19 protein-coding genes are annotated in these 20,911 nt (G+C 59.7%); 12 read left to right on the top strand and 7 right to left on the bottom strand.

What is annotated here, in order from left to right; translation table 11 throughout:
• The first annotated feature begins 24 nt into the window (after positions 1-24).
• The 10 genes from FHW96_RS13065 to FHW96_RS13020 all read left to right on the top strand — a co-directional run bounded on the left by FHW96_RS13065 (position 25) and on the right by FHW96_RS13020 (position 10,290).
• Positions 25-1,167 carry a carboxymuconolactone decarboxylase family protein gene (locus FHW96_RS13065; RefSeq protein WP_172341005.1) on the top strand — a complete coding sequence of 381 codons (1,143 nt, stop codon included), beginning with the start codon at positions 25-27 and terminating at the stop codon, positions 1,165-1,167.
• A 552-nt stretch (positions 1,168-1,719) separates the two neighbouring features.
• Entirely contained in the window at positions 1,720-3,051 is a 1,332-nt protein-coding gene (locus FHW96_RS13060) for a sorbosone dehydrogenase family protein (RefSeq protein ID WP_172341004.1), read from the top strand.
• A 244-nt stretch (positions 3,052-3,295) separates the two neighbouring features.
• On the top strand, positions 3,296-3,514 hold the full coding sequence (locus FHW96_RS13055) for an RNA polymerase sigma factor (protein WP_172341003.1): 219 nt from the start codon (positions 3,296-3,298) through the stop codon (positions 3,512-3,514).
• 512 nt (positions 3,515-4,026) lie between these two features.
• The gene (locus FHW96_RS13050; RefSeq protein ID WP_172341002.1) at positions 4,027-4,359 is read left to right on the top strand and encodes a hypothetical protein; all 333 of its coding nucleotides are present in this window, start codon (positions 4,027-4,029) and stop codon (positions 4,357-4,359) included.
• On the top strand, positions 4,263-4,697 hold the full coding sequence (locus FHW96_RS26745; RefSeq protein ID WP_371815710.1) for a YegP family protein: 435 nt from the start codon (positions 4,263-4,265) through the stop codon (positions 4,695-4,697). Before FHW96_RS13050 ends, FHW96_RS26745 begins: the two co-directional genes overlap by 97 nt.
• 101 nt (positions 4,698-4,798) lie before the next feature.
• A complete protein-coding gene (locus FHW96_RS13040; RefSeq protein ID WP_172341000.1) occupies positions 4,799-5,281 on the top strand; it encodes a hypothetical protein in 483 nt (160 codons plus the stop codon).
• A 126-nt stretch (positions 5,282-5,407) separates the two neighbouring features.
• On the top strand, positions 5,408-5,770 hold the full coding sequence (locus FHW96_RS13035) for a hypothetical protein (protein WP_172340827.1): 363 nt from the start codon (positions 5,408-5,410) through the stop codon (positions 5,768-5,770).
• Positions 5,771-5,818: 48 nt separating this feature from the next.
• Positions 5,819-8,038, top strand: a complete 2,220-nt coding sequence (locus tag FHW96_RS13030; protein WP_253950925.1) for a glycosyltransferase family 4 protein — start codon at positions 5,819-5,821, stop codon at positions 8,036-8,038.
• A gap of 6 nt (positions 8,039-8,044) precedes the next feature.
• Positions 8,045-9,358 (top strand): glycoside hydrolase family 130 protein, encoded by a 1,314-nt coding sequence (locus FHW96_RS13025; RefSeq protein ID WP_172341044.1) that lies wholly within the window; start codon positions 8,045-8,047, stop codon positions 9,356-9,358.
• 119 nt (positions 9,359-9,477) lie between these two features.
• Positions 9,478-10,290, top strand: coding sequence for a transglutaminase family protein (locus FHW96_RS13020; RefSeq protein WP_172340999.1), 813 nt, complete (start codon positions 9,478-9,480; stop codon positions 10,288-10,290).
• Positions 10,291-10,393: 103 nt separating this feature from the next.
• On the opposite strand, the gene FHW96_RS13015 is transcribed toward FHW96_RS13020, so the two are convergent.
• Positions 10,394-10,939, bottom strand: coding sequence for a DUF1003 domain-containing protein (locus FHW96_RS13015; RefSeq protein WP_172340998.1), 546 nt, complete (start codon positions 10,937-10,939; stop codon positions 10,394-10,396).
• A gap of 415 nt (positions 10,940-11,354) precedes the next feature.
• On the opposite strand from FHW96_RS13015, the gene FHW96_RS13010 reads away from it, so the two are divergent.
• A complete protein-coding gene (locus FHW96_RS13010) occupies positions 11,355-11,627 on the top strand; it encodes a hypothetical protein (RefSeq protein WP_172340997.1) in 273 nt (90 codons plus the stop codon).
• 381 nt (positions 11,628-12,008) lie between these two features.
• Here the strand turns inward: FHW96_RS13010 and FHW96_RS13005 are convergent, their stop codons facing one another.
• The 5 genes from FHW96_RS13005 to FHW96_RS12985 all read right to left on the bottom strand — a co-directional run bounded on the left by FHW96_RS13005 (position 12,009) and on the right by FHW96_RS12985 (position 15,441).
• Positions 12,009-12,383, bottom strand: a complete 375-nt coding sequence (locus tag FHW96_RS13005; protein ID WP_172340996.1) for a hypothetical protein — start codon at positions 12,381-12,383, stop codon at positions 12,009-12,011.
• Complete coding sequence (locus tag FHW96_RS13000; RefSeq protein ID WP_172340995.1) at positions 12,383-12,937, bottom strand: ferritin-like domain-containing protein; 555 nt, start codon at positions 12,935-12,937, stop codon at positions 12,383-12,385. Before FHW96_RS13000 ends, FHW96_RS13005 begins: the two co-directional genes overlap by 1 nt.
• Before the next feature lie 70 nt (positions 12,938-13,007).
• The gene (locus tag FHW96_RS12995) at positions 13,008-14,135 is read right to left on the bottom strand and encodes an OmpA family protein (protein ID WP_172340994.1); all 1,128 of its coding nucleotides are present in this window, start codon (positions 14,133-14,135) and stop codon (positions 13,008-13,010) included.
• A gap of 27 nt (positions 14,136-14,162) precedes the next feature.
• On the bottom strand, positions 14,163-14,735 hold the full coding sequence (locus tag FHW96_RS12990) for a YSC84-related protein (protein ID WP_172340993.1): 573 nt from the start codon (positions 14,733-14,735) through the stop codon (positions 14,163-14,165).
• Positions 14,736-14,775: 40 nt separating this feature from the next.
• Positions 14,776-15,441, bottom strand: coding sequence for a hypothetical protein (locus tag FHW96_RS12985; RefSeq protein WP_172340992.1), 666 nt, complete (start codon positions 15,439-15,441; stop codon positions 14,776-14,778).
• A gap of 347 nt (positions 15,442-15,788) precedes the next feature.
• Between FHW96_RS12985 and FHW96_RS12980 the strand changes: the two genes are divergently transcribed.
• On the top strand, positions 15,789-16,391 hold the full coding sequence (locus FHW96_RS12980; protein WP_172340991.1) for a sigma-70 family RNA polymerase sigma factor: 603 nt from the start codon (positions 15,789-15,791) through the stop codon (positions 16,389-16,391).
• 37 nt (positions 16,392-16,428) lie between these two features.
• Here the strand turns inward: FHW96_RS12980 and FHW96_RS12975 are convergent, their stop codons facing one another.
• The gene (locus FHW96_RS12975; RefSeq protein WP_172340990.1) at positions 16,429-20,748 is read right to left on the bottom strand and encodes a CheR family methyltransferase; all 4,320 of its coding nucleotides are present in this window, start codon (positions 20,746-20,748) and stop codon (positions 16,429-16,431) included.
• Between the last annotated feature and the right edge of the window lie 163 nt (positions 20,749-20,911).

The raw sequence follows: 20,911 nt of genomic DNA, 5'->3' as shown, positions 1-20,911 counted from the left end.
ACAGATGGGAAAGGGACTTTTGCAATGACCGGAATGGGAGAGGCTGCCGCCGCGATGGCCATGGTCGCCGGGTTGGTCCCGGCGGAAGAACGGCCATCCGTCGCCCCAAAAGCCATGCATGCCGTTGCGCCTGCGCTGGCCGATTATACCGACAAAGTCTTGTTCGGCGATGTGTGGGAACGAACGGAACTCTCGCCGCGTGACCGCAGCATGGTGACGCTGAGCGTGCTGATTGCCACCGGCAAGTCGGCCCAGTTGGGCGGGCATCTGGTGCGCGGCCTCAACAACGGGATCAAGCCATCGGAAGTGGCGGGCATGGTCACCCATCTGGCCTTCTATGCAGGCTGGCCCAATGCGGTCTCGGCGCTCAATGTCATCGAGCCGGTGTTTGCCGAGCGCAAGATCGATGCCGCTCAGTTCGGCCTACCCAAGATTTCGGAGCGGCCAGATACCCTTCCCGGCATAGAGCAAGCGGAAGCATTGGCGCCCAAATTCGTCGAGCTGACCAGCCGGATCATCTTTGCCGACCTTTGGCAAAGGCCCGAACTTTCGCCGCGCGACCGCAGCCTTGTCACGATTGCGGCGATGGCCGCCAATGGTGATTTCGAACAGCTCGGGTTCTATATCGACCGCGCGCGCAGTCATGGATGGACCGCGCAACAGATCGGCGAGGTCTTTACCCATCTGGCCTTTTACGCCGGTTGGCCCAAGGCCGGCGCGGCCATCGCCCTTTTGGCCCGCAGCCAAGCCCCGGCCAAAGGCGAAACCGGCCTAGTGGTTGTCGCACCGGGGGGCGATCCCACACCCGCCTCCCCTGCAAATTTCACAGGCTCGGCCATGGTGTCCTCTCCCTTCAGCGGTTCGGACGGCTCCCGCATGCGCGGGGCCACGGTGCGCTTTGAGAAAGGCGCGCGCACGCATTGGCACAGCCATCCCATGGGGCAACTGCTGATCATCACCGCAGGCCATGGCTGGGTTCAGATCGAGGGCCAGACGCCGGTCCGGGTGAGAGCGGGCGATACGGTGTGGACGCCGCCGGGCCTGCGCCATTGGCATGGCGCGGATACCACCACCACAATGACCCATGTCGCCATTTCAGAAACGGTTGAAGGGCAGACGGTCTCGTGGCTGGGGCCGGTATCTGATCCGCCTCAGCACAGACCCTGAACGCCATCCGCGCCAACGACGCGTTGATGATAATTGACATAAGATTGTGAGACATCATGAAATTTTCTCTCCGGCACCATTTGATGACCATGGCCTGTGGCGTGCTTGCCTTGGCGCAATCCAGTTCGGAGCCTCTGTCCGCGCAGGCCCCTGCCGGTCTTCCCGAGGGACCCGGCAAGAGCGACATCCAGACCAAGTGCAGCCAGTGCCACAGCGCGGACAATGTTATTGCGCGCAAGCGCAGCCCTCAGGAATGGCGCGCCATCGTCGAACGGATGGTCACGCGCGGGGCCATGGTGAACGCCGATGAACAGGGCAAAATCCTGGCCTATCTGACCACGCATTACGGCGCAGCGGAGGGTGCCCCGTCAGCGCAGACCGCACCCCAAAAATCGGCCCAACACAAGTTACTGCCCAAACACGCCGGTCTGGTGGACTACCTGGCGATGCCCGCCACGGGCAATTTTGCGGTCAAGGATACACGCTCTCAGGTTGCCCGGCTCAACTTCATGGTCGAGGAACCGGGCGCCCAGCGTTTCTTTGTCGGCGATAATGCGGGGGGTTCTCTACCGCGTGGACAAGGCCGCCAAGCAGCCGCGCCCGTACATCGACTTCAAGGCACTGTTCCCGCGCTTCGTGGCCGAACCCAGCTTTGCCAGCGGCCTGCTCGCGCTGGCGTTCGATCCCGATTACCGCCGCAATGGCCGGTTCTACACGATCCATATGGAGGACATGACCCAGACCACGCCCGCCGCCCCGCGCTCTGGCGTGATGGCAGGGCTGGATCTGAGCGGATACGCGGTGACTGCTGGCGTTCCCACGCCCTCGGGCCCCGCGCCGCTGATCCGTGAGGCGGTGGTCGTGGAATGGACCAGCCGTGACAGAGCGGATGCCTTTATGGGCCAGGCCCGCGAAATCCTGCGGGTACAGTTGATGAATAGTATCCATCCCATTAACGATCTCGCCTTTAACCCGGCGGCCCGTCCGGGCGATGCGGACTGGCGCGCGCTCTATATCGCCACGGGTGACGGCGGGGCGGGCGAGCAAGCCGATATCCGCCGCCTCAACCCTCAAAGGCTCGATCATTTTGGCGGCAAGATCATCCGCATCTTCCCCGATCTGTCCATCCATGTCGCCACCAGCGAGGTGAGCGAGAACGGCCAATATCGCATTCCGCGCGACAATCCGTTCTTCGCCACCCCGGGCGCGCGCAGGGAAATCTGGGCCACCGGTATGCGCAACCCTCACCGGATGGCGTGGGATGGTGGACGATTGCTGGCCTTTGTCATCGGCTCCAACGGCCTTGTGCCGGGGCCCCGTTACGAAACGATCGACCTGATCACACGCGGCGCGAACTTTGCCTATCCCCTGCGCGAAGGGCCCGAATTCAAGGCGCTCAGCCCGGTCTATGGCGCGGTGCCGACCGACAACACGCTACCGTTGCGCATTTCGGACAAGGTGATGTTGGACCAGCGAGTACGCCTGCGCGATTCCGCATTGGCCTACAAAACGACGGTGGAGGGCAATGCGATCAGCAACGGTTTTGTCTGTCGCGGCGCGCGCTGGCCGATGCTGAAAGGCGCGGTCGTATTCGGCGACATCACCAGCGGGCGGATCTTCTATGCCCGCATGGCCGACCTTGTGACGGCCACGGATGGCAAGCCCGCCACACTGGCCCGATTTGGCGAAATCAGGACCGATTTGCCCCAACTGGCCGCCAAGCGGATGCAGGAGCGGACATCCTCTGACTCGGTGGCCGGAGCCAACATGGCAGCGGGCCGCCCGTTCCGTATCGACATGCGCCTTGCAACCGACGGTGCCGGAGAGATCTATGTCCTGACCAAGAGCGACGGGATGATCCGGCTGGTTGCGAGCGTTCGCTGATGACCTTAGCCGCACGAAAGCGGCAGCGCGAGCATCGGAAAATACCCAGTGCAGGCAAAACATAATGGCCGGCAGGTAGATTCCGAAGCTGCCCCAATCGCCTTGAGCCGTTCAGAAACACAGGACGAGACCCGCAGACGCGAGTACGTGCCTGTCACAAGGAATGGACAATGGGCGAGAGCATCAAAGCGACCAGTGAAAGTCTGCATTTTGCCGGATTTTCAACACCACAGCGGGCAAGACGATGACCGCGCGGGTCAGTAGCCCGGTTACGCGAGCTGACGCGGCAAGCCTTGACCGGCAGTTTGGCGATCAGATCGCCTTGCTGGTCCCGATGCTGCGCCGTTTTGCTCATCGCCTGTGCGGCCAGCGGGCTCTGGCCGATGATCTGACGCAGGAAGCCATCATGCGCGCTTGGGCCGCACGAGCGACCTTCATCCAGAACACCCCCTGGACTATGTAATACTGCGCAGTTGCTTTTTACGTCATTGCCTCGCGAGGGATGGCTTGGTTATAAAAATCGATCCTGCGTGATCTTTCGCGCAGATCCCAAGGCATGACTTGGCGAGATAAATTGCCAGCATACTCACGCCTGTCATCACTGCCCCATTCGTGCACCTCGATGGTACCTGCCAGCATCATGTAGCGCCATTTGAAGCCCCCCAATCATCGCTCCGCGTCGAAATAGCTGGAAACTGAGTATGCGTAGTTTCCGAGGCTATCGCGCATGCGGATTCGATCTAATCTCTTTTTTTTGGGCGCAGGAAAAGACAAGCACGATCACAATGTGCCAGTCGCATTTTGGGATTGCGCGCGCAAAAAATCGTCGAGCGCGCCTACTCCATCTTAATTCGGCAAAGTCTGATCCAGCGACAAAAAGCATTTCGTCATATTATAAATATTTTCCATCGCATGATTTCAAAAATAAATCAACATTTTTATAAATATTATAAAATTATTTGAAAGGAGCACTTCATGACAATCATTCACAAATTGACTTATATTCGTAATCAGCGTACCTCACAAATGATCAAAGGTGCCTCACCGCTCACACCTCAATATTTGGATCGACAGAGCCGGATCGCCAATCTGGCATATATGCATTTCCACGATAGCGATCAGGCCATCTCTTTTCTGAATGAACATAATTTGAACCTCGCGGCTAAACCGCTCGACCTAGCTGGCGACAGCAATGAGGGTTACGCAGCCGTATGTGGCGAAATACTGCGGCAAGTGCCCATATCACATCAACACAACTCGACGCAGGCGGAGCGGGCAAGATGCACAGAATGCTCCGCACCTGTTTGATGAACGCCATAAAAGAGGGTGTCATGAACAATTCATCAAATTTGAGACGTCAGGATCGCATACGCGGACTTTCATCTGACCACCTAATTCCATCTTACCGGCCCATCGGTTCATGCTCCAGCTTCGAAATCTATCGCGCCGAACAAGTGATGCTTACTTCAACCCAGTTGGGTGGAGGAGACTGGCACTGGCGGTTATCCGACCGGTTCGGCAAGGTTCTCGCAGATTGTGGTGGATACAGAAATTCCAGTGAATGCCTTTCTATAGTTCAGTCCCTGCGCTCGGAAGCAACCAACGCATCCATCTTGCCAATCTCCGGACTCTGGGAATGCGAATAGCCATATACTCATAAAAGACGCCTTCGAGTTTTGAGGCTGACCGATCCAGTACGAGAAGGTGAGCAAAGGCGTCTTTTATGCGTATATGGCCTAATCACCAGATGAAGAAAACCAGCCTTCATCACGATATGTCTTTATTTTTACAAAATATTTCACCGATAAAATCAAATCCTTTCTCAATACTCTACACCCTGTATTCGGATCATGTCATGACGACATCTCAAGATAAGACTTCACGGTCATTTTCGGCGTTCACATCCGCCGAAGATGATGCGCGCGCGTATCAACTTTCTTCTGAACAGGAGGAAGAACGCAACAGGGGTGCAGAACGGAAAGAACTTGGCGCTCAGCCCAGCGAAATTACTATGTTAGAACGCAGAGTACTCGCTCAGGAGCGCATTTTACGGGCTTTGATAGGACATCTCGCTGATGACAACCCCGATATCCTTGCCCGACTAAGCACACGCTTTGGGCAAGGTCACAACCTTGGCGAACATGAGCAGGATTTCGTTTTCACTGATCATTATGGCGAACAATTCATACGTTTAATAGAAAAAGAAATTGAAGATCAGAGACGGCGATAAAACATAGAATCGATTCCAGATAATCCGCAATTTGTGCCATGGGCATATCTATTGTGATGTTTCTTTACCGATCCACGCACAACTGAGGGATCCAATGCCCCTGCACTTGACACAGGAGGACACGTCATGTGCCTCAATCAGATCTTCAAAGACGAACAACTTGCCATCATGCGTTACGCATTGGCCCCAAGCGGCCCCAACGCCGCCGCAAGCCTGCGCGCCTTACGCCAGTCGCAGCTGGATTTTCAAGCCTTTCCCTATCCTCATCGACCCTATGTGCCCAGCCGGCCTCCCCCACCGATGATCGCCCCGATTACGCATCCGCACACGCCAGCCAAGGAAACAACTGACATGGCCAAATCACAGAAACGCAGCAATCGTGAAATCCGCAAACCCAAGGCCGCCAAAGGCAAGGCCATCGTGCCGCTGATGCCGCAGGAAAGCTCGCCAGTGCTGGCCGCGACGCGCAAGCCGAAAGGCAAGCTCTGAGACGACTCCCAGTCCCAGTCACTGCGGGTTGCCTTTATCGGCAATGCCTTGCCCCGTCGCTGCGGCATAGCCACCTTTACCACCGATCTTGAACTTGCCGTGCGCCACCTTGACGACGTTGCGCAGACGGCAATCATCGCCATGTGCGATCCGGGCGGGCAATATGCCTTTCCTCCTCATGTTCGCTGGTCCATCGCGCAGGAGGATGCCGGAGGTTATCTGGCGGCGGCCGATTTCATCCATGAACAAGGCTTCGATGTTGTCTCGCTTCAGCACGAATTCGGCATCTATGGCGGTGAGGCTGGCGACTATATCCTTGGTCTGATCGCAGCCTTGCGCATCCCGCTGGTCACCACGCTGCACACCGTGCTGGATCGGCCCAGCGATGCCCAGCGCAAGGTCACCATGGCGCTGCTTGCGGCCTCGGCGCGGGTGGTGGTGATGGCGCAAAAGGGGCGCTCGATCCTGATCGATATCTATGGCGCGGATCCTCAAAAGATTCTCGTCATCCCCCACGGCATTCCCGACATGCCGCTGATCATCCCGCAGCAGGCCAAGGAAAAGCTGGGGTTTTCCGGCCATCGCATCATCCTGACATTCGGTCTGATCAGCCCGAACAAGGGCATCGAGACGATGATCGAGGCCATGCCGGCGGTTCTGGCCGCCGCGCCTGACACGGTCTATGTGGTGATGGGCGCCACCCATCCCACCTTGCTGCGCGAGGCGGGCGAGGCCTATCGCGAAAGCCTGATCGCGCTGGTGCATAAGCTGGGGCTGGATGGGCATGTGGTGTTCCTCAACCGCTTCGTCGACCGGCCCGAACTGTTGCAGCATATCGCGATGTGCGATGTCTATGTGACGCCCTATCTGGTCGAAACCCAGATGACATCGGGCACGCTGGCCTATTCGCACGGGTTGGGGCGGCCTGTGGTCTCGACGCCCTATTGGCATGCGCTGGAATTGCTGACAGACGGTTCGGGCGCTCTTGTGCCCTTTGGCGATACCGCTGCCCTTGGCGCGGTGGTGGCCGATCTGCTGACTGATGAGGCTTCACGTCTGGCCATGGGCCGCCGCGCCTATGTCGCCAGTCGCACGATGACCTGGCGCAACACCGCGCTGCGCTATCGCGAGGCCTTTCGTTCGGTATGCCGCAAACCGGTGCCCGTATTGCCCGCCATGCCGCTCGATCACTTTGCGGCGATGTGCGACAGCACCGGCCTGTTGCAACATGCGGTTTACGACATTCCCGACCGGAGCCACGGCTATTGCATCGACGACAATGCACGAGCTCTGTTGCTGTGCGGCAGAATAAGCTCAGGCGATCAGGTCGATGTTTTCAAGGCCATGCGGCCCCGCTTTGCTGGGTTTATCCAGCATGGATGGAACCCGGTCGAAGGCCGGTTTCGCAATTTCATGAGCTATGACCGCCGATGGCTTGAGGATGTCGGGTCCGAGGACAGTCATGGGCGCACGCTCTGGGCTCTGGGCGCATGTATGGCGCAGAAGCAGGATCCGCAACTGGCGCAATGGGCCAGCGCTCTGTTCGAACAGGCGTTGATCCCGGTAAAGGCATTTACTTCACCGCGGGCATGGGCCTTCGCGCTGCTGGGCCTGTCCTTTTATTGCAGCGCCAGACCGAACAATCACGAGGCGCGGCGGCTGCAACTGGCGCTGGGCGGGCGGCTTCACGCCCGATTGCTGGCCTGTGAAAGCGAGGATTGGGTATGGTTCGAGGATCGACTGACTTATGACAATGCGCGTCTGTGCGAGGCGCTGATCTTAACGGGCAAGAGTTGCGGATCACGCGAGCTGGTTGAAGACGGTTTGCGCAGCCTGCGCTGGCTGCTGAAGCATCAGACCGCGCCGGAGGGTCATTTCCGCCCGGTCGGCTCGCAAGGTTTCCTGCTGGTATCGCGCGAAGCGCCGCTGTGTTTCGATCAACAGCCTGTCGAAGCCTGCGCAACCATCGCGGCCTGTCTGGCGGCGTCCTTCATCGATCCGGCGCCAGTATGGCATGTCGAGGCGCATAAAGCCTTTGCGTGGTTTACCGGCGCCAATGATCTGGGCCTGCCTCTGGTCGATATCACCACAGGCAGCTGTTGCGATGGATTGCATCCGGATCGCGCGAATGAAAACAAAGGCGCTGAATCACTTCTTTCGTACCTCTTGTCTCTTTCCGACATGCGGCAATTTGAGCGTGACCTGCCGTGGCCAGTGACCATTCGATTACCTGACGCACGACCGTTTCCTCTCCGTCAAGCCGGATAGAACATGATGGAAAATAATCCCTTTTTCAACCGACATGCCCTGTATTTGCGCCCTGATCCTTCGCGTGTGATAGTGCGCCCTTTCCGGCTCGCCGCTGAACCGCGCGAGTTTAATCCGACCGACAAGACTCGAATCAATCACGTCATCAAGCACGTTCTGACCCTTGATGAAGCCGAGGGCGAAACCGTTCTGGCCAGTATCCTGTCCAATTTCGACCACCACGACTACATGCTGGGGGTTTTCGAGCAGCGGGCCAGTGACATGGAACATGTCTTTGCCAGCCACGCCTCCTTTTCGCTGGTCCAGCGTCAGTTGATCGGGGCCTATTTCCTTCATGAATACAGTTTTGAGGCCGCCGCGCTGTTCAACCCCAGCATTGTACCCCATCCCGACCAGAGCGGTGTAGCGCCCGGAGGCCTGCGCTTTATCCTGTCGCTGCGGGCGGTGGGCGAAGGGCACGTGTCTTCGCTGACATTCCGCTGCGGTACGATCAGCCAAGAAGGGATGCTGGCCATCGAACCACCAATGCGTTTTGCCAGCCTGCCTAAAGTGACCTCGCGTGTGGGAGATCGAATAGAACTGACCTTTGCAGCCGACAGCGATATTACCGAAAGAGTGATCTTTCCAGTCACCGAAGCGCAGATTAATGGCATTGAAGATGCCCGTTTTGTGGCCTTCGTGGATGAAGGGCGGACTGCCTATTACGCCACCTATACTGCCTATAGCGGGCGCAAGATCCGTTCTGAACTGCTTGAAACCCGCGACTTCAGATCCTTCCGGCTCATTGCGCTTCGTGGGCCTGCGGCCGACAGCAAGGGTATGGCCCTCTTTCCGCGTAAGATCGGGGGGCGCTACGCGATGATCGCGCGCCATGACCATGAAAGCCTACACCTCATCTATTCTGACGATCTGCTGGAATGGGATTTGGGCACACCGATATTGAGCCCTGAATTTCCTTGGGAATTCATTCAGATCGGTAATTGTGGTTCGCCCATCGAACTTGATGAGGGCTGGCTGCTCTTCACCCATGGTGTCGGGCCGGTGCGCCACTATTCGATCGGGGCTGTGCTGCTGGACAAGGATGACCCCAGCCGCGTGATCGGTCGCTCGCGCGTCCCGCTCGTAAGGCCTGAAAGGTCTGGACGCGAAGGCTATGTGCCCAATGTGGTCTATTCCTGCGGCGCCATGAAATCGGGTGACCTGATTGTTCTGCCCTATGCGATTTCCGATACGTTCTCGACCCTGGCTACGGTCAAGATCACCACGCTGGTTGCGCTGCTTACGCAAGGAGATGTGTCAAAGACACCTGAACCGTCATGAAACCGGTGCAGGGTTTGCGCGTTGATAGAATATGCCTGAAAATCCCGCATCGCTATATATTCCAGCCATTCGTGCGGATCCAGACCTGGCCCGCGATCATCCAGTGAAAGTCTTCTAGCATGCTGATCCGCGCCGGATATAATATTGGTTTCACTTGCGAGCATCCCGTTCCGATGCTGGCCAAGCTAAGCGTTCACCCATCGCGCAACAAGGATCTGCGCACCACTCAGCGTATCTTCAACACGCCGGATGTGCCGATGTATGATTATGTCGATGGTTTCGGCAACATCTGCACCCGGTTGACCATGCCGACGGGCGGCCTGACCATTTCCTGCGGCTTTGTCATCGAGGATAACTTCGAGCCTGATCTGGTGGACATCCATGCAAGGCAGGCCTCGCTGGCCGAACTGCCCGATGATGCGCTGCACTATCTGCTCAGCAGCCGCTATTGCGAAACCGACCGCCTGACCGAAATCGCGTGGAACCTGTTTGGTCATGTATCGCAGGGTTGGGGACTGGTGCAGGCAATTGTTGATTATGTTCATGGCGCAATCCGCTTCGACTACATGGCGGCCCGCCCGACCAAGACCGCATGGGATGTGTTTCACGAGCGCACCGGGGTTTGCCGCGATTACGCGCATCTGGCGATTGCCCTGTGCCGCTGCATGAACATCCCCGCGCGTTATTGCACCGGCTATCTGGGCGATATGGATCTGCCGGCCATTGTGGGCGACATGGATTTTTCCGCCTGGTTCGAGGTCTGGCTGGGCGGGCGCTGGTATGTCTTTGACGCGCGGCACAATTTTCCTCGGCGTGGGCGCATCTTGATGGCGCGTGGGCGCGATGCGGCCGATGCGGCGCTTACCACAACCTTTGGCCCGGCCACGCTTTCCCGCTTTGAAGTTTATACCGACGAAGATCGGTTGGGATAGGAGGGCGCTTGGCCCCCTGTCGGCCGCTTACCTTTTATCGGCCTGGTGGGCCGAACTATGCGCGTCCTGGCATCCAAGAAATGATTGCATGGTCAGCGCGATGTCACTGCTCGGGCGTTGGCCGGCCGGCCATTGTAGTGGCGTCGTCGGACTTGGCCAGTTGGCTGCTGAGAAATCGTACAGCCTCGGTCAACGCCAAAACTTCCTTTTCTCTCAAGGCATCGAGCTTCTCATGCAGCAGCTCGATTTCGAGTTCCGCCTTGATATTGATCTGATAATCGGCCGCCGCATCGGCGCGGTCGATGTCCTGTTGCCGGTTTTGGCTCATCATGATGAAAGGTGCCGCGTAGGCTGCCTGAAAAGACAGCGCGAGGTTCAAAAGGATAAACGGATAGGGGTCCCACCGCTGTACATAGGCCGTGACGTTCAAGATGACCCAGAACACCAGAATGGTCGTCTGAATGATGATGAACCGCCATGATCCCATCGTGGCAGCAACCATATCGGCGACGCGCTGCCCGCTGCTCAGTTTGCCTGCCGAGCCCTGCGAGCCGCACAGCCTTTGCTCTCGGCGCACCTCCCGTAGCTGCCGAAGCAATTCCGCCTCGTCCTCGTTCAGGTGATCGCGCTGTTTGTCAGCATTCGTCATCTTGACCTCCATTAACGCCCCACCTCCCAAAGCCCTGCGCTGAGCGGCCTTTTCGTCCCGGAATGCGCCGCCGCACTGACAGGCCCAGGAACACAATTCGTGCGAACCGATCGGCCAACCTCGGACTTTCATGGCCACAGAGCAAGCACCGCAATATCTCTTCCGGCCATGGCACATTTTGCCTGACCGATCATTGAGTGCATGAAGTGGATGCTTCCAACGTCGCATGTGCGATCCAGACTCAGCGATTTGAGGGGTATTGCGCAATTGCTGCTGCTTGCACCTCCGTGGTGTTGGCGGCTTGCAAAGGCCCTAACGGGCAGGGACGGAAGGGAGATCAGGACAAGGCCGTGCCCCAAACCAGCGGCTGGGCAAAGCACAGGGCCGAGCAGATGCAACGACGCAAAGCCGTATCATGCAGGCGCTGGAATTAATCGCCGATCAATTAAGGGAGGTGGCTTTGCTGCTTTCTGTTCCCGAGAGGATACAGGCATCGCGAGGGTATCCAATGCCGAAGTCCACCGACAAATGGGAAAACGAGGGCGGAAGCCTTGAGGCTCCGTCGAGTATTCCGCCAGGAGTGGTCCGCCACACCGAGGAAACGTTCACGGTCGGCAGCTACCGCTATACGAACCTCACGGCCGCGGTTGCAGAGGTCAAACGCTCAGGCAGGCTCCACAAATCGTGAGAAAACGCCATGCACATTGTCTGCGCGCGGCCGTGCCGCGTAACCGACCGGTGGACTTGCCGCTTCGTCGGGCATACGGTTCGATGCGGAGCCCCGGCAGATCCAAGTGCAAGCCCCCCGCAACTGCGCGCGCCACATCGGCTCTACAGTTGCCCGCACAGGTGATCGCCAATCATGGCGCCGTGGAATTGGGGGACATACAGGGAAAATGGGAGCTTAATATCTATAAACCGCTGATCGAGGCGAATGTCTTGCGCTCGATTGAATGGCTCAGTGCGGAAAACAACGGCTTTACGCAGCGCGCCTTGACGGGGTTGGTCCATGAGGCGACATTCGAGCGCATTGTGCGCCCGCAAAATATGGTGGGGCGCACCTGCTTCTTTAGGGAATATCTGTGTCGGTGTAATGCCGCGCGCGTACCAGCAGATCCCTCATCCGCTGGGCGGCATGTTCGGTCAGAGGATGATGGGTTGAACCGGGGCGCGGGGCGATATGGGCGGCCATGGCACGGGCCAGCCCGAGTTGTCCATCAGGCGCGCATGCAAGCATGGCGATCAGCAGGTTTTCCAGCGCTATGACCCGTATCCGCAGATGCACCAGTTCGGCATTGGTCAATTCGGGTATATCGGCAGGCAGGCGAATGGCCGGTCGGGCAATCGCGCCGCCTTCATTGTCCCAACGCGACAGGGCGCTCTCGTGCCGGGCGATGGCGGCGGCATCAGGATGGGCGGCGAGGATGGGGCTGCCTTGTGACATCACCCGTTCTGCCTGACCAGCAGATCGGCCATATCGCTGGCATGCTCTTCCTCGGCCGCCAGAATCTGTTCGATCATCCGCCTGGTGGTGGGATCGGTGTCGGAAAAATAGCGGGCCAGTTCGCGGTAATGCGCAACCGCAACCCTTTCAGCGACAAGATTTTCGGTGATCATGTCCACCAGATCCATCGCAGTCGCATAACTCGATGCGGATCGAGAGAGCAGGTTCTTGGGATCGAAATCCGGTATCCCGCCCAACTGACATATCCGTTGCGCCACCAGCATGACATGAGCCTGCTCCTCTTGCGCATGGGCCGCAAATTCGGCCTTTACTGCCTCTCCGGCGATGCCTCTGGCCACGATCGAATGTTGGGTATAGCGCAGGAAGCAGACGATCTCGGTGGCCAGAACCGCCTGAAGAATATCGATCGCGGCCTCGACATCGCCATCATAGGTCTGGCTCATCCCGCCGGTCGCGATATGCTGGCGGGTTCGCTCACGCAGGCTGCTCACATCGCTGAGAAAGGTCTGGGCAGGTTGAGTGGATGGGGGCATGGGAAATTCCATTCCGTAAATGCGAGGGCGGGCGGCGTCTGATCGACAGAATCCTCCCGCCCCCAGTTGGTCATTTGCCCGAACCGGGGCCATAAGTGATTTCCACACGGCGGTTCTGCAATTCGCGCACACCGTCGGCGGTGGCCACCCGCTGGTTTGCTTCACCAAAGGCGCGCGCCGAGATCTTCCCCGCCCCTATGCCATGGCCGGTCAAATAACTTTCGACGGCCTCATCGCGGCGCTGGGCAAGGCCCATATTGTATTGCGGCGTGCCCGAACTGTCGGTGTAACCGGCCAGCATGATGCCGACGCTGCCGCAATTGCCATAGGCCTGGATGGCGCTGTCGAGAATGCCGGCAGCCTCAGAACTGATGTCCGAGCGGTTCCAGTCGAAGAACAGGATATACGGCCCCCCGTTACAAACGGCCGCGATCGGGGCCGGTGGCGGAGGAGGAGGAGGCGGAGGCGGTGCTTCGGGCGGCGGAGGAGGCGCGGCAACGGGTTCAGGCGCAGTTTCGGGCGCGGCTGCCGCACGGCCGAAATTGACCGTCAGCGTGGCCAGCAGCGAATGGCTGCGCAGCGAACCATGCCGGACACCGCCGCCCGAGAAATTGAAGTTTTCGCCACCATCGGGGCGGAAGTAGCGGTATTTCACCCCCAGATCGATATTGCGCGTGACCGGCATGGTCAGCCCGCCCAGCGCCTGCCAGGCCAGTCCCTTGGCATGACCTGAGATCAGGCCGCCACCGGGCAGAGCGTCACGCACGAATGTGTCTGCATAACCGATGCCCGCGCCAGCATAGAGCTTGACCCCTCCCCAATGACCAAGCCCCACCAGTCCATTGGCCATCACCGCCGTACTGTTGCTGCGGCCGCTCAAACCATCGGACGGGCCAAAGGTGCCATTGGGCAAAGGGCTGCCGGTGGGACGGTTTTGCCATTTGAGATTGGCCGCGTGATAGAACCCCTCGGCCTCGACCCGGAAATGGCCAAAGTCATAGCCCAGCGCACCACCCGCCTCCCAGCCGGTTTTGAAATGATCGGAATGTTCGAAATTGCTGGTGGTGCTGCGAAAATCGGCGCGCTCGTTCTTAACCGCGCCGCCTTCGATGGTAATATAGGGGCCGCTGTCGGAGGCATGGACGGCGCCGGTCAGGACGCCAGACGCGAGCAACGCGCCGATGAAAAGACGTTTCATGAAATTTCCCATTCTGTCTTGAGAGGATCACTTGGGATGGATTTGCGAAATCTTGGTGCCCTGAAGCGTCAGATCCGCCATCAATCCCTTGCCGTTAAAGGGAAATGCATAGACATCATGGTCGATCATCGATGTATCGACCGCCGCTTGGGCGCTTTTGTTGATGACCACCACGCTGGGGCCGGTGCCTGCCGAAAAACCGCTGTTGCTTTCCACATTGGACAGGGCGCGGTCATTCATCAAAAACAGCACATAGCTGAAATCCTGAACGCCCGCCTGAAGGCCCCATGACCCGCCCGAGAGGTTGTAATAGCCCCGCGTCTTGCCATGGGCCAGCAGCACCCCATTGCCCGATTGCGCGCCAAAGATGAAACCGCCCTTCATGATCGATGGGAACACCAGCACGGCGCGGGCGCGGCGGGAAAGCCCACGAGCGCGCGGATCCTGCGCTTCGAGCAGGCGCAGCGTATCCTTGCCTTGCTGGGTGATCTGCAGGGCGGTGCGGGCCTTTGCGGAAGAGCCGGCCAGACTGGCCAGCGCCATCGCCGCAAGCGCGGCCGTTGCGAAACCGGCAAGAGCCGGGCGGGAAAAGAGCTTCATGGTTTGACAACCTTCCTGAAATCGAGAGGCGAAAAGCGCATCAATGCTGGCTTGTGGTCACCACGGTAACGGTCTTTCCGTGATGGATGGGGGCCGCCTTGCGCGCAGGCTTGCGTACGGCGCGGTGCCGCAAAGGCGCCGGAGGCATGGCGGTTTCATCCTGCTCCACCGTTGTCGTCATCGAAGCCGTTTGAGGGGACGGCATCGCGCGCAAGGCATCGGTGCGGGCATTGGCCGAAACCGCCTCCTGTGTCGCCGCATCGGCGCGTATATTGGCCGCATTGCCCATAGCTTCGGCGGAATTGGCGCGCATATTGGCGCTGGCCGCCGATTGCTGGGCGCTGATGGTGGCGTCTTGCGCATCAAGGCGGCGAGTCTGCTCGGCCTGCTCGCGGCGATTGTCGCTGCTCACCAGCGCCTGATCGGCCAGTTCACCGGCATGGACAGCGGCGGCCTGCGCTTCCTTCTTGTGGTGATTGTCCAGCAATTGCTGCGCCTCTATCAGCGCCGCCCTCGCCTGTTCCTGCAATTCGGGCGCGCGGCTGTTGGCGCCAACCTTGTCGCCTGCGGCAATCTTGCCGCGCGCCACGGCAATGGCGGCTGCAGCATTGGTCTGATCGCCCGCCATGGCGGAGGATGAGAGCATTCCGGCGCAAAGCAGGAAGGCAAAACCAAACCGGCGGGTCAGGTTGAAAGGGGTGTTCATGAGATATCTCCTGTTCACGATCGCAACGGGGACGCGCGTGAACGATGTCGAATCCGGATGAGGATCCCGGCAGGTCAGCCCAAAAAGGGGCGGCCGTTGATCGACAGGCTAGGCGCACGAAAGCGGCAGCGCGAGCATCGGAAAATACCCAGTGCAGGCAAAACATAATGGCCGGCAGGTAGATTCCGAAGCTGCCCCAATCGCCTTGAGCCGTTCAGAAACACAGGACGAGACCCGCAGACGCGAGTACGTGCCTGTCACAAGGAATGGACAATGGGCGAGAGCATCAAAGCGACCAGTGAAAGTCTGCATTTTGCCGGATTTTCAACACCAGAGCGGGCAAGACGATGACCGCGCGGGTCAGTAGCCCGGTTACGCGAACTGACGCGGCAAGCCTTGACCGGCAGTTTGGCGATCAGATCGCCTTGCTGGTCCCGATGCTGCGCCGTTTTGCTCATCGCCTGTGCGGCCAGCGGGCTCTGGCCGATGATCTGACGCAGGAAGCCATCATGCGCGCTTGGGCCGCACGAGCGACCTTCATCCAGAACACCGATTTGCGGGCATGGGTCTGCGTGATACTGCGAAACTGCTTTTACACCTCGCTGCGCCATGGGAAATGGAGCGCGAGTTGGGATCCCGAACTGGCCGAACACGTGCTGACTATCCAACCTGCGCAGGAAGACGCGCTGCTGCTGGACGATGCGATGAAAGCCATCGATCATCTGTCAAGCGGCCAGCGCCAAGTGCTGATGATGGTCGGCATCGAAGGGCTCAGTTATAAAGAAGCGGCTGTTCAATGCGGGTGCGCTCCGGGCACGATCAAGAGCCGGATGGCCCGCGGGCGCCGGGTCATCGCCCAAACCATAGCCGGCCCCGACGATGAGACCATGTTTCAGCGTTGCGCCGGCGGAGATACAAGCTTTGCCACGCTGAGCCGAAAGGGAGCCTGACCCGCGATCTGTCAGCCCCAACGCCGAACCGCGATAATCAGACCTCGCGTTCGGCCACCATCACCAGTCGCGCCAGTTCGGGCAGCGACTGAACCTTCATCCGCCGCATCACCGCCGCGCGGTGGTTTTCCACCGTACGCCGGCTGATGCCCAAATCGCAGGCGATATTCTTGCTGGGATGTCCGGCCAGCACCATTTTCATCACCTCGCGCTGGCGCAAGGTCAGCCCCGCCACAAGCCCTGCGGCGCTTTCATGAAAAGCATCGATCACCCGTAGATCATGGGACTGAGCCAATGCGCGCGCGATGCTGGCCATCAACGCATCGCTGGCCACAGGTTTCTCAATAAAATCGCATGCCCCCATCCGCATGGCCTCGACGGCCAGCCCGATATCGCCGCTGCCCGTAATCAGCATGAGCGGCACATCATCGCCGCCCATGCGCAGGTGATCCAGCAGATCAACCCCGCTGATCCCTGCCAGATGCACATCGGCCAGAATGCAGCCTTCCTGGCCGGGGCGATAGGCCGAGAGAAATGCCTCGGCGCTGTCATAGGTGGCCACTTTGTGACCTGCCCTCTCCAAAAGCTCGCGGATGGCGCACAGGATCTGGGCGTCATCATCGATGACCGAAATAACCGCGTCCGCTTCCTTCGTCGCGACAGGCAAGGTGGGTAATTGGCGCCCGATCCGTTCAATCGCCTCGATCAGTGCGTCGGCATTGACCGGCTTGCTCAGCTGGACGCAATCGCCGCTGGCAATACGGGCCAGCGTATCGGTAGAAATATCGCCGGACAGTATGATGGCCGGCAATGCGCGCCCAAGCTTGGCGCGCATTGCAACAAACAGATCAAGCCCGTTGGCCCCATGCGGAAGATTATAGTCGGTAAGCAGGATATCGGGGCAAAACCCGCCATCGTCCACCTGCTCCAGCGCGCTCTGCGCATTGATTGCACTGCGCACGACATAACCATGCCCCGCCAGCAATTGGTGGAGCAGATCCAGAACATCGGGCTCATCCTCCACCACCAGAATGCGATAGGAATGGCGAAGTACGGGGCTGGCTCGCGGCGTCGATGGCACAGGGGGCATCCGGTCGGCCGCAGGCGCGCCGTGATGAGGCAATTCTATGGTAAAGACCGAACCCTTGCCCGGAACGGAGCGCACGCGGACCCCATGGCCCAACAGATGGCCCAGCCTTTGCACGATCGACAGGCCAAGCCCCAGCCCCCGGCTGCCATCTTCCGGCGCATGGCCGATCTGGTGAAACTCTTCAAAGATGGTCTTTAGCTGGTCGGCCGCAATGCCGATCCCGCTATCCCACACCTCGACCATCAATTTTTCCCCGCGGCGGCGGCAACCCAGCAGGATGCGGCCATGGCGGGTATATTTGATCGCGTTGCCCAGCAGGTTGCGGATCATCTGTTCCAGCAGATGCGGGTCGGAACGAACCAGCGCCGAACAGGGCGCGATATGCAGGCAAAGGCCGCCCGCCTGCGCCAGAGCGGTAAATTCATCGCGCAGCCGGTCGAGCACCTCGTCGATGGAAAAGGTCTGCAAATGGGCTTCGACCGCGCCGGCCTCGATCTGGTTGATGTCGAGCAGCGTGTCGAGCATCCCAGACATCGCGCCCAATGTCTGGGCAAAGCGGGTCAGAAGCTCTCTGGCCCGCTCGCCTGTGACGGTCTGAAGCAACAGGGTTTTGAGCAGGGTGAGCGATTGCAGCGGCTGGCGCAGATCGTGGCTGGCAGCGGCCAGAAAGCGCGATTTGGCGATATTGGCGCGTTCAGCCTCCAGCTTGGCCGCCTCAAGCGCGCTGGCGGTGGCCTTGCGTTCGGAAATGTCGGCAAAGGTGATGACGACCCCTTCGACCCGGCCATCGCGCGCGCGATAGGGAAATATGCGGCGCAGGAACCATTCCCCCTCCCGCCCGGCCACTTCGCGTTCAAAGGAAACCTCGTCAGCCACCACCTTTTGCGCGTCCGCCAGCAGATCGGCATCGGGGACCAGCGGCTGAAGATCCTGCAACGGGCGGCCCACATCACCCGCAATGACAGAAAACAGCGTTCGGATCGCGGGTGTGAAGAAACGGATGCACAGTGCCTTATCAAGGAACAACGTGCCGATGTCGGTGGAATAAAGCACATTCTGGAGATCGTCAGAGGTCAGGCGCTGGCGGTCGAGCGTTTCCTGAAGCTGGCTGTTGAGCGCGGTCAGTTCCTCGTTGAGGGATTGCAATTCCTCCTTGGAGGTCAGCAATTCCTCATTGGTGGACTGGAACTCCTCGTTGACTGAGAGCGCCTCCTCATTGATCGCCTTTTGCTCCTGATGGACCACTTCCTGGGCCGCCAGCGCGATTTGCAGGTCTGTCTGCGCCGCGGCCAGATCGCGCTCGAGTTCTGCGATGCGGGCATGGACATGGGGGTTGTCGGTCCCTGGCTCGGTATCGGCGGCCGGGCCTGAACGGGCGGCTTCCTCCAGAAACACGACCAGCCACAGCTCTTCTTCGGCGCCGCCCAGAAAGCGCACTTCGAAGCGGAACGAAACCGGCCCTTCCTCGCCCTGCATCCGGGTCAGACCGCCACGGATATGACGCTGTCCGGCATGGGCCTGTTCCAGCGCCAGACGCAATTTGCCACGCAGCGCAGGCGGCGCCATCGACAGCAGATCGAGGCTGAAATAGCCCGGCGTCAGACGCAAAAACCGCTCGACCCGGCCCATCGAATAAAGACACTGCCTTGCCCGGTTCACCAGCACGGCGGCAGGCGCGAAACCGTCCAGCACCGCGCGGGCGCACAGGTCGGCAAGGCTGGTCTGGCGGTTGAGCGTGCTGACCCTGTCGGGCAATGGAAGGCGCGGCAGGCCCTCGCCAAAGCTGAAAGGAAAGCCCACCTCGCCCGGACGGCTTGGCACGGTATGGCGATAAATGCGCTCGGCCTTGGCCACCAGATCGAAACGGCCGCCGGTCTTGCCGATGGTTTCCGAGGCCCCCAGCAGGAGGATGCCGCCTTCGCGCAGAGCGAAATGGAACAGCGATATCACCCGTCCCTGCGCGGCGGCGTCCAGATAGATCAGTACATTGCGGCAGGATACCATATCCATCCGCGAAAATGGGGGATCGCTCAGCACATCCTGTACCGAAAACACCACCTGCGCACGCAGATTGGCACTGACGCGATAGCCATAATCATCGCGGCTGAAATAGCGCGCCAGCAGGTCTGGCGGGATGCTCTGCGCGCTGGCCGCAGGATAGACGCCGTCACGGGCAAAGGCGATGGCTTCGGGATCGACATCGGAGGCGAAGATCTGCAACTTCGCGCTGCTCTTCGCTTCGGCCAGCGCCTCGCTGGTCAGCATGGCCAGAGTATAGGCTTCCTCGCCCGTGCTGCACCCCGCGACCCAGATGCGCAGGGGCCGCCCCGCCGGCAAATGCGCGATCAGATCGGGCAGGATCTCTTTGGCGAGGTGGTCGAACACTTTAGGATCGCGGAAAAAATCCGTGACATTGATGAGCATGTCACGCGCCAGCAGATCCCGCTCGGGCGGCTGCTGGCGCAACAGCGCAAGATAGGCGGCATAATCCCCGCGCGGCAGACTGAGCAGCGACATGCGCCGTGCGATCCTCCGCCCGATGGTGCCGGCTTTATACCCCCGGAAATCATGCGATGTGGTTGCGCCCAGATAAAGGATGATGTCGCCAATGGTCCCGCCGGAGATCTCTTCGGGCGCCTCGCCGGGGGTGGCGGTCATCATCGCCGGTGCGGCCGGCCCGGACGCAATCCGGGCCAGCGCATCGGGCATCGCGGTCAGCGGCAGCACAAGGTCAACCTGCCCTGTTGCAACCGCGCTGCGGGCCATGCCATCGTAATCGGCCTCGTCGGGCTGCTGGACAATGATATGGCCCCCCGCTGCCTTGAGCGCGATCAGCCCCAGACTGCCATCCTCGCCGGTTCCCGACAGGACGATGGCGATCGTGCGCGAGCCGCAAACCTGCGCCAGCGAGATGAGCAGCGTGTCAAAGGGCAAACGCACGCCATGATGCGCACGCGGAACCGAGAGATGCAGAGCACCCCCGCGCAAGGTCATATCGCGTCCCGGCGGAATAACGGTGATAGTATCGGGCAACAGCAAGGCGCCCTCGGTGGCTTCGGCCACCGGCATCGTGGTATGGCGGGTCAGCAATTCGGCCATCAGGCTCTTATGGCTGGGCTCAAGATGCTGCACGACGATGAAAACCATGCCCGTATGCGCGGGCAATACGGCAAACAGGCGCGACACCGCCTCCAGCCCGCCCGCCGAAGCGCCAATGGCAACAATGGTCGGTGCGGCCGACACAGGCTGATCGAAGGTAGCCGTCATATGGGACACTAACACGTGCATCCCCTTATCCTTGCAAACATAATGTCGCCGTCGGCAAAATAAGCGCTGCCTTCGGCATGGTCTTGTTCAGACGCAACGATGGCAAAGGACAAGCCTCGGAAACTACGCAGACCCGGCATGTGATCCGTGCGCGTAGATTCCG

Origin of the sequence: Novosphingobium sp. SG751A, assembly GCF_013149295.1 — a bacterium.
Taxonomy (GTDB): domain Bacteria; phylum Pseudomonadota; class Alphaproteobacteria; order Sphingomonadales; family Sphingomonadaceae; genus Novosphingobium.
The sequence above is the reverse complement of the archived record's forward strand: the minus strand, read 5'-3'. Positions and strand labels throughout refer to the sequence as shown.

Excerpts from the sequence above, each read along its gene's own strand:
- FHW96_RS13065 (WP_172341005.1), top strand. The coding sequence starts at position 25 with ATGACCGGAATGGGAGAGGCTGCCGCCGCGATGGCCATGGTCGCCGGG.
- FHW96_RS13060 (WP_172341004.1), top strand. The coding sequence starts at position 1,720 with ATGCGGGGGGTTCTCTACCGCGTGGACAAGGCCGCCAAGCAGCCGCGC.
- FHW96_RS13055 (WP_172341003.1), top strand. The coding sequence starts at position 3,296 with ATGACCGCGCGGGTCAGTAGCCCGGTTACGCGAGCTGACGCGGCAAGC.
- FHW96_RS13050 (WP_172341002.1), top strand. The coding sequence starts at position 4,027 with ATGACAATCATTCACAAATTGACTTATATTCGTAATCAGCGTACCTCA.
- FHW96_RS26745 (WP_371815710.1), top strand. The coding sequence starts at position 4,263 with ATGTGGCGAAATACTGCGGCAAGTGCCCATATCACATCAACACAACTC.
- FHW96_RS13040 (WP_172341000.1), top strand. The coding sequence starts at position 4,799 with ATGAAGAAAACCAGCCTTCATCACGATATGTCTTTATTTTTACAAAAT.
- FHW96_RS13035 (WP_172340827.1), top strand. The coding sequence starts at position 5,408 with ATGTGCCTCAATCAGATCTTCAAAGACGAACAACTTGCCATCATGCGT.
- FHW96_RS13025 (WP_172341044.1), top strand. The coding sequence starts at position 8,045 with ATGGAAAATAATCCCTTTTTCAACCGACATGCCCTGTATTTGCGCCCT.
- FHW96_RS13020 (WP_172340999.1), top strand. The coding sequence starts at position 9,478 with ATGCTGATCCGCGCCGGATATAATATTGGTTTCACTTGCGAGCATCCC.
- FHW96_RS13015 (WP_172340998.1), bottom strand. The coding sequence starts at position 10,939 with ATGACGAATGCTGACAAACAGCGCGATCACCTGAACGAGGACGAGGCG.
- FHW96_RS13010 (WP_172340997.1), top strand. The coding sequence starts at position 11,355 with ATGCAGGCGCTGGAATTAATCGCCGATCAATTAAGGGAGGTGGCTTTG.
- FHW96_RS13005 (WP_172340996.1), bottom strand. The coding sequence starts at position 12,383 with ATGTCACAAGGCAGCCCCATCCTCGCCGCCCATCCTGATGCCGCCGCC.
- FHW96_RS13000 (WP_172340995.1), bottom strand. The coding sequence starts at position 12,937 with ATGCCCCCATCCACTCAACCTGCCCAGACCTTTCTCAGCGATGTGAGC.
- FHW96_RS12995 (WP_172340994.1), bottom strand. The coding sequence starts at position 14,135 with ATGAAACGTCTTTTCATCGGCGCGTTGCTCGCGTCTGGCGTCCTGACC.
- FHW96_RS12990 (WP_172340993.1), bottom strand. The coding sequence starts at position 14,735 with ATGAAGCTCTTTTCCCGCCCGGCTCTTGCCGGTTTCGCAACGGCCGCG.
- FHW96_RS12985 (WP_172340992.1), bottom strand. The coding sequence starts at position 15,441 with ATGAACACCCCTTTCAACCTGACCCGCCGGTTTGGTTTTGCCTTCCTG.
- FHW96_RS12980 (WP_172340991.1), top strand. The coding sequence starts at position 15,789 with ATGACCGCGCGGGTCAGTAGCCCGGTTACGCGAACTGACGCGGCAAGC.
- FHW96_RS12975 (WP_172340990.1), bottom strand. The coding sequence starts at position 20,748 with ATGACGGCTACCTTCGATCAGCCTGTGTCGGCCGCACCGACCATTGTT.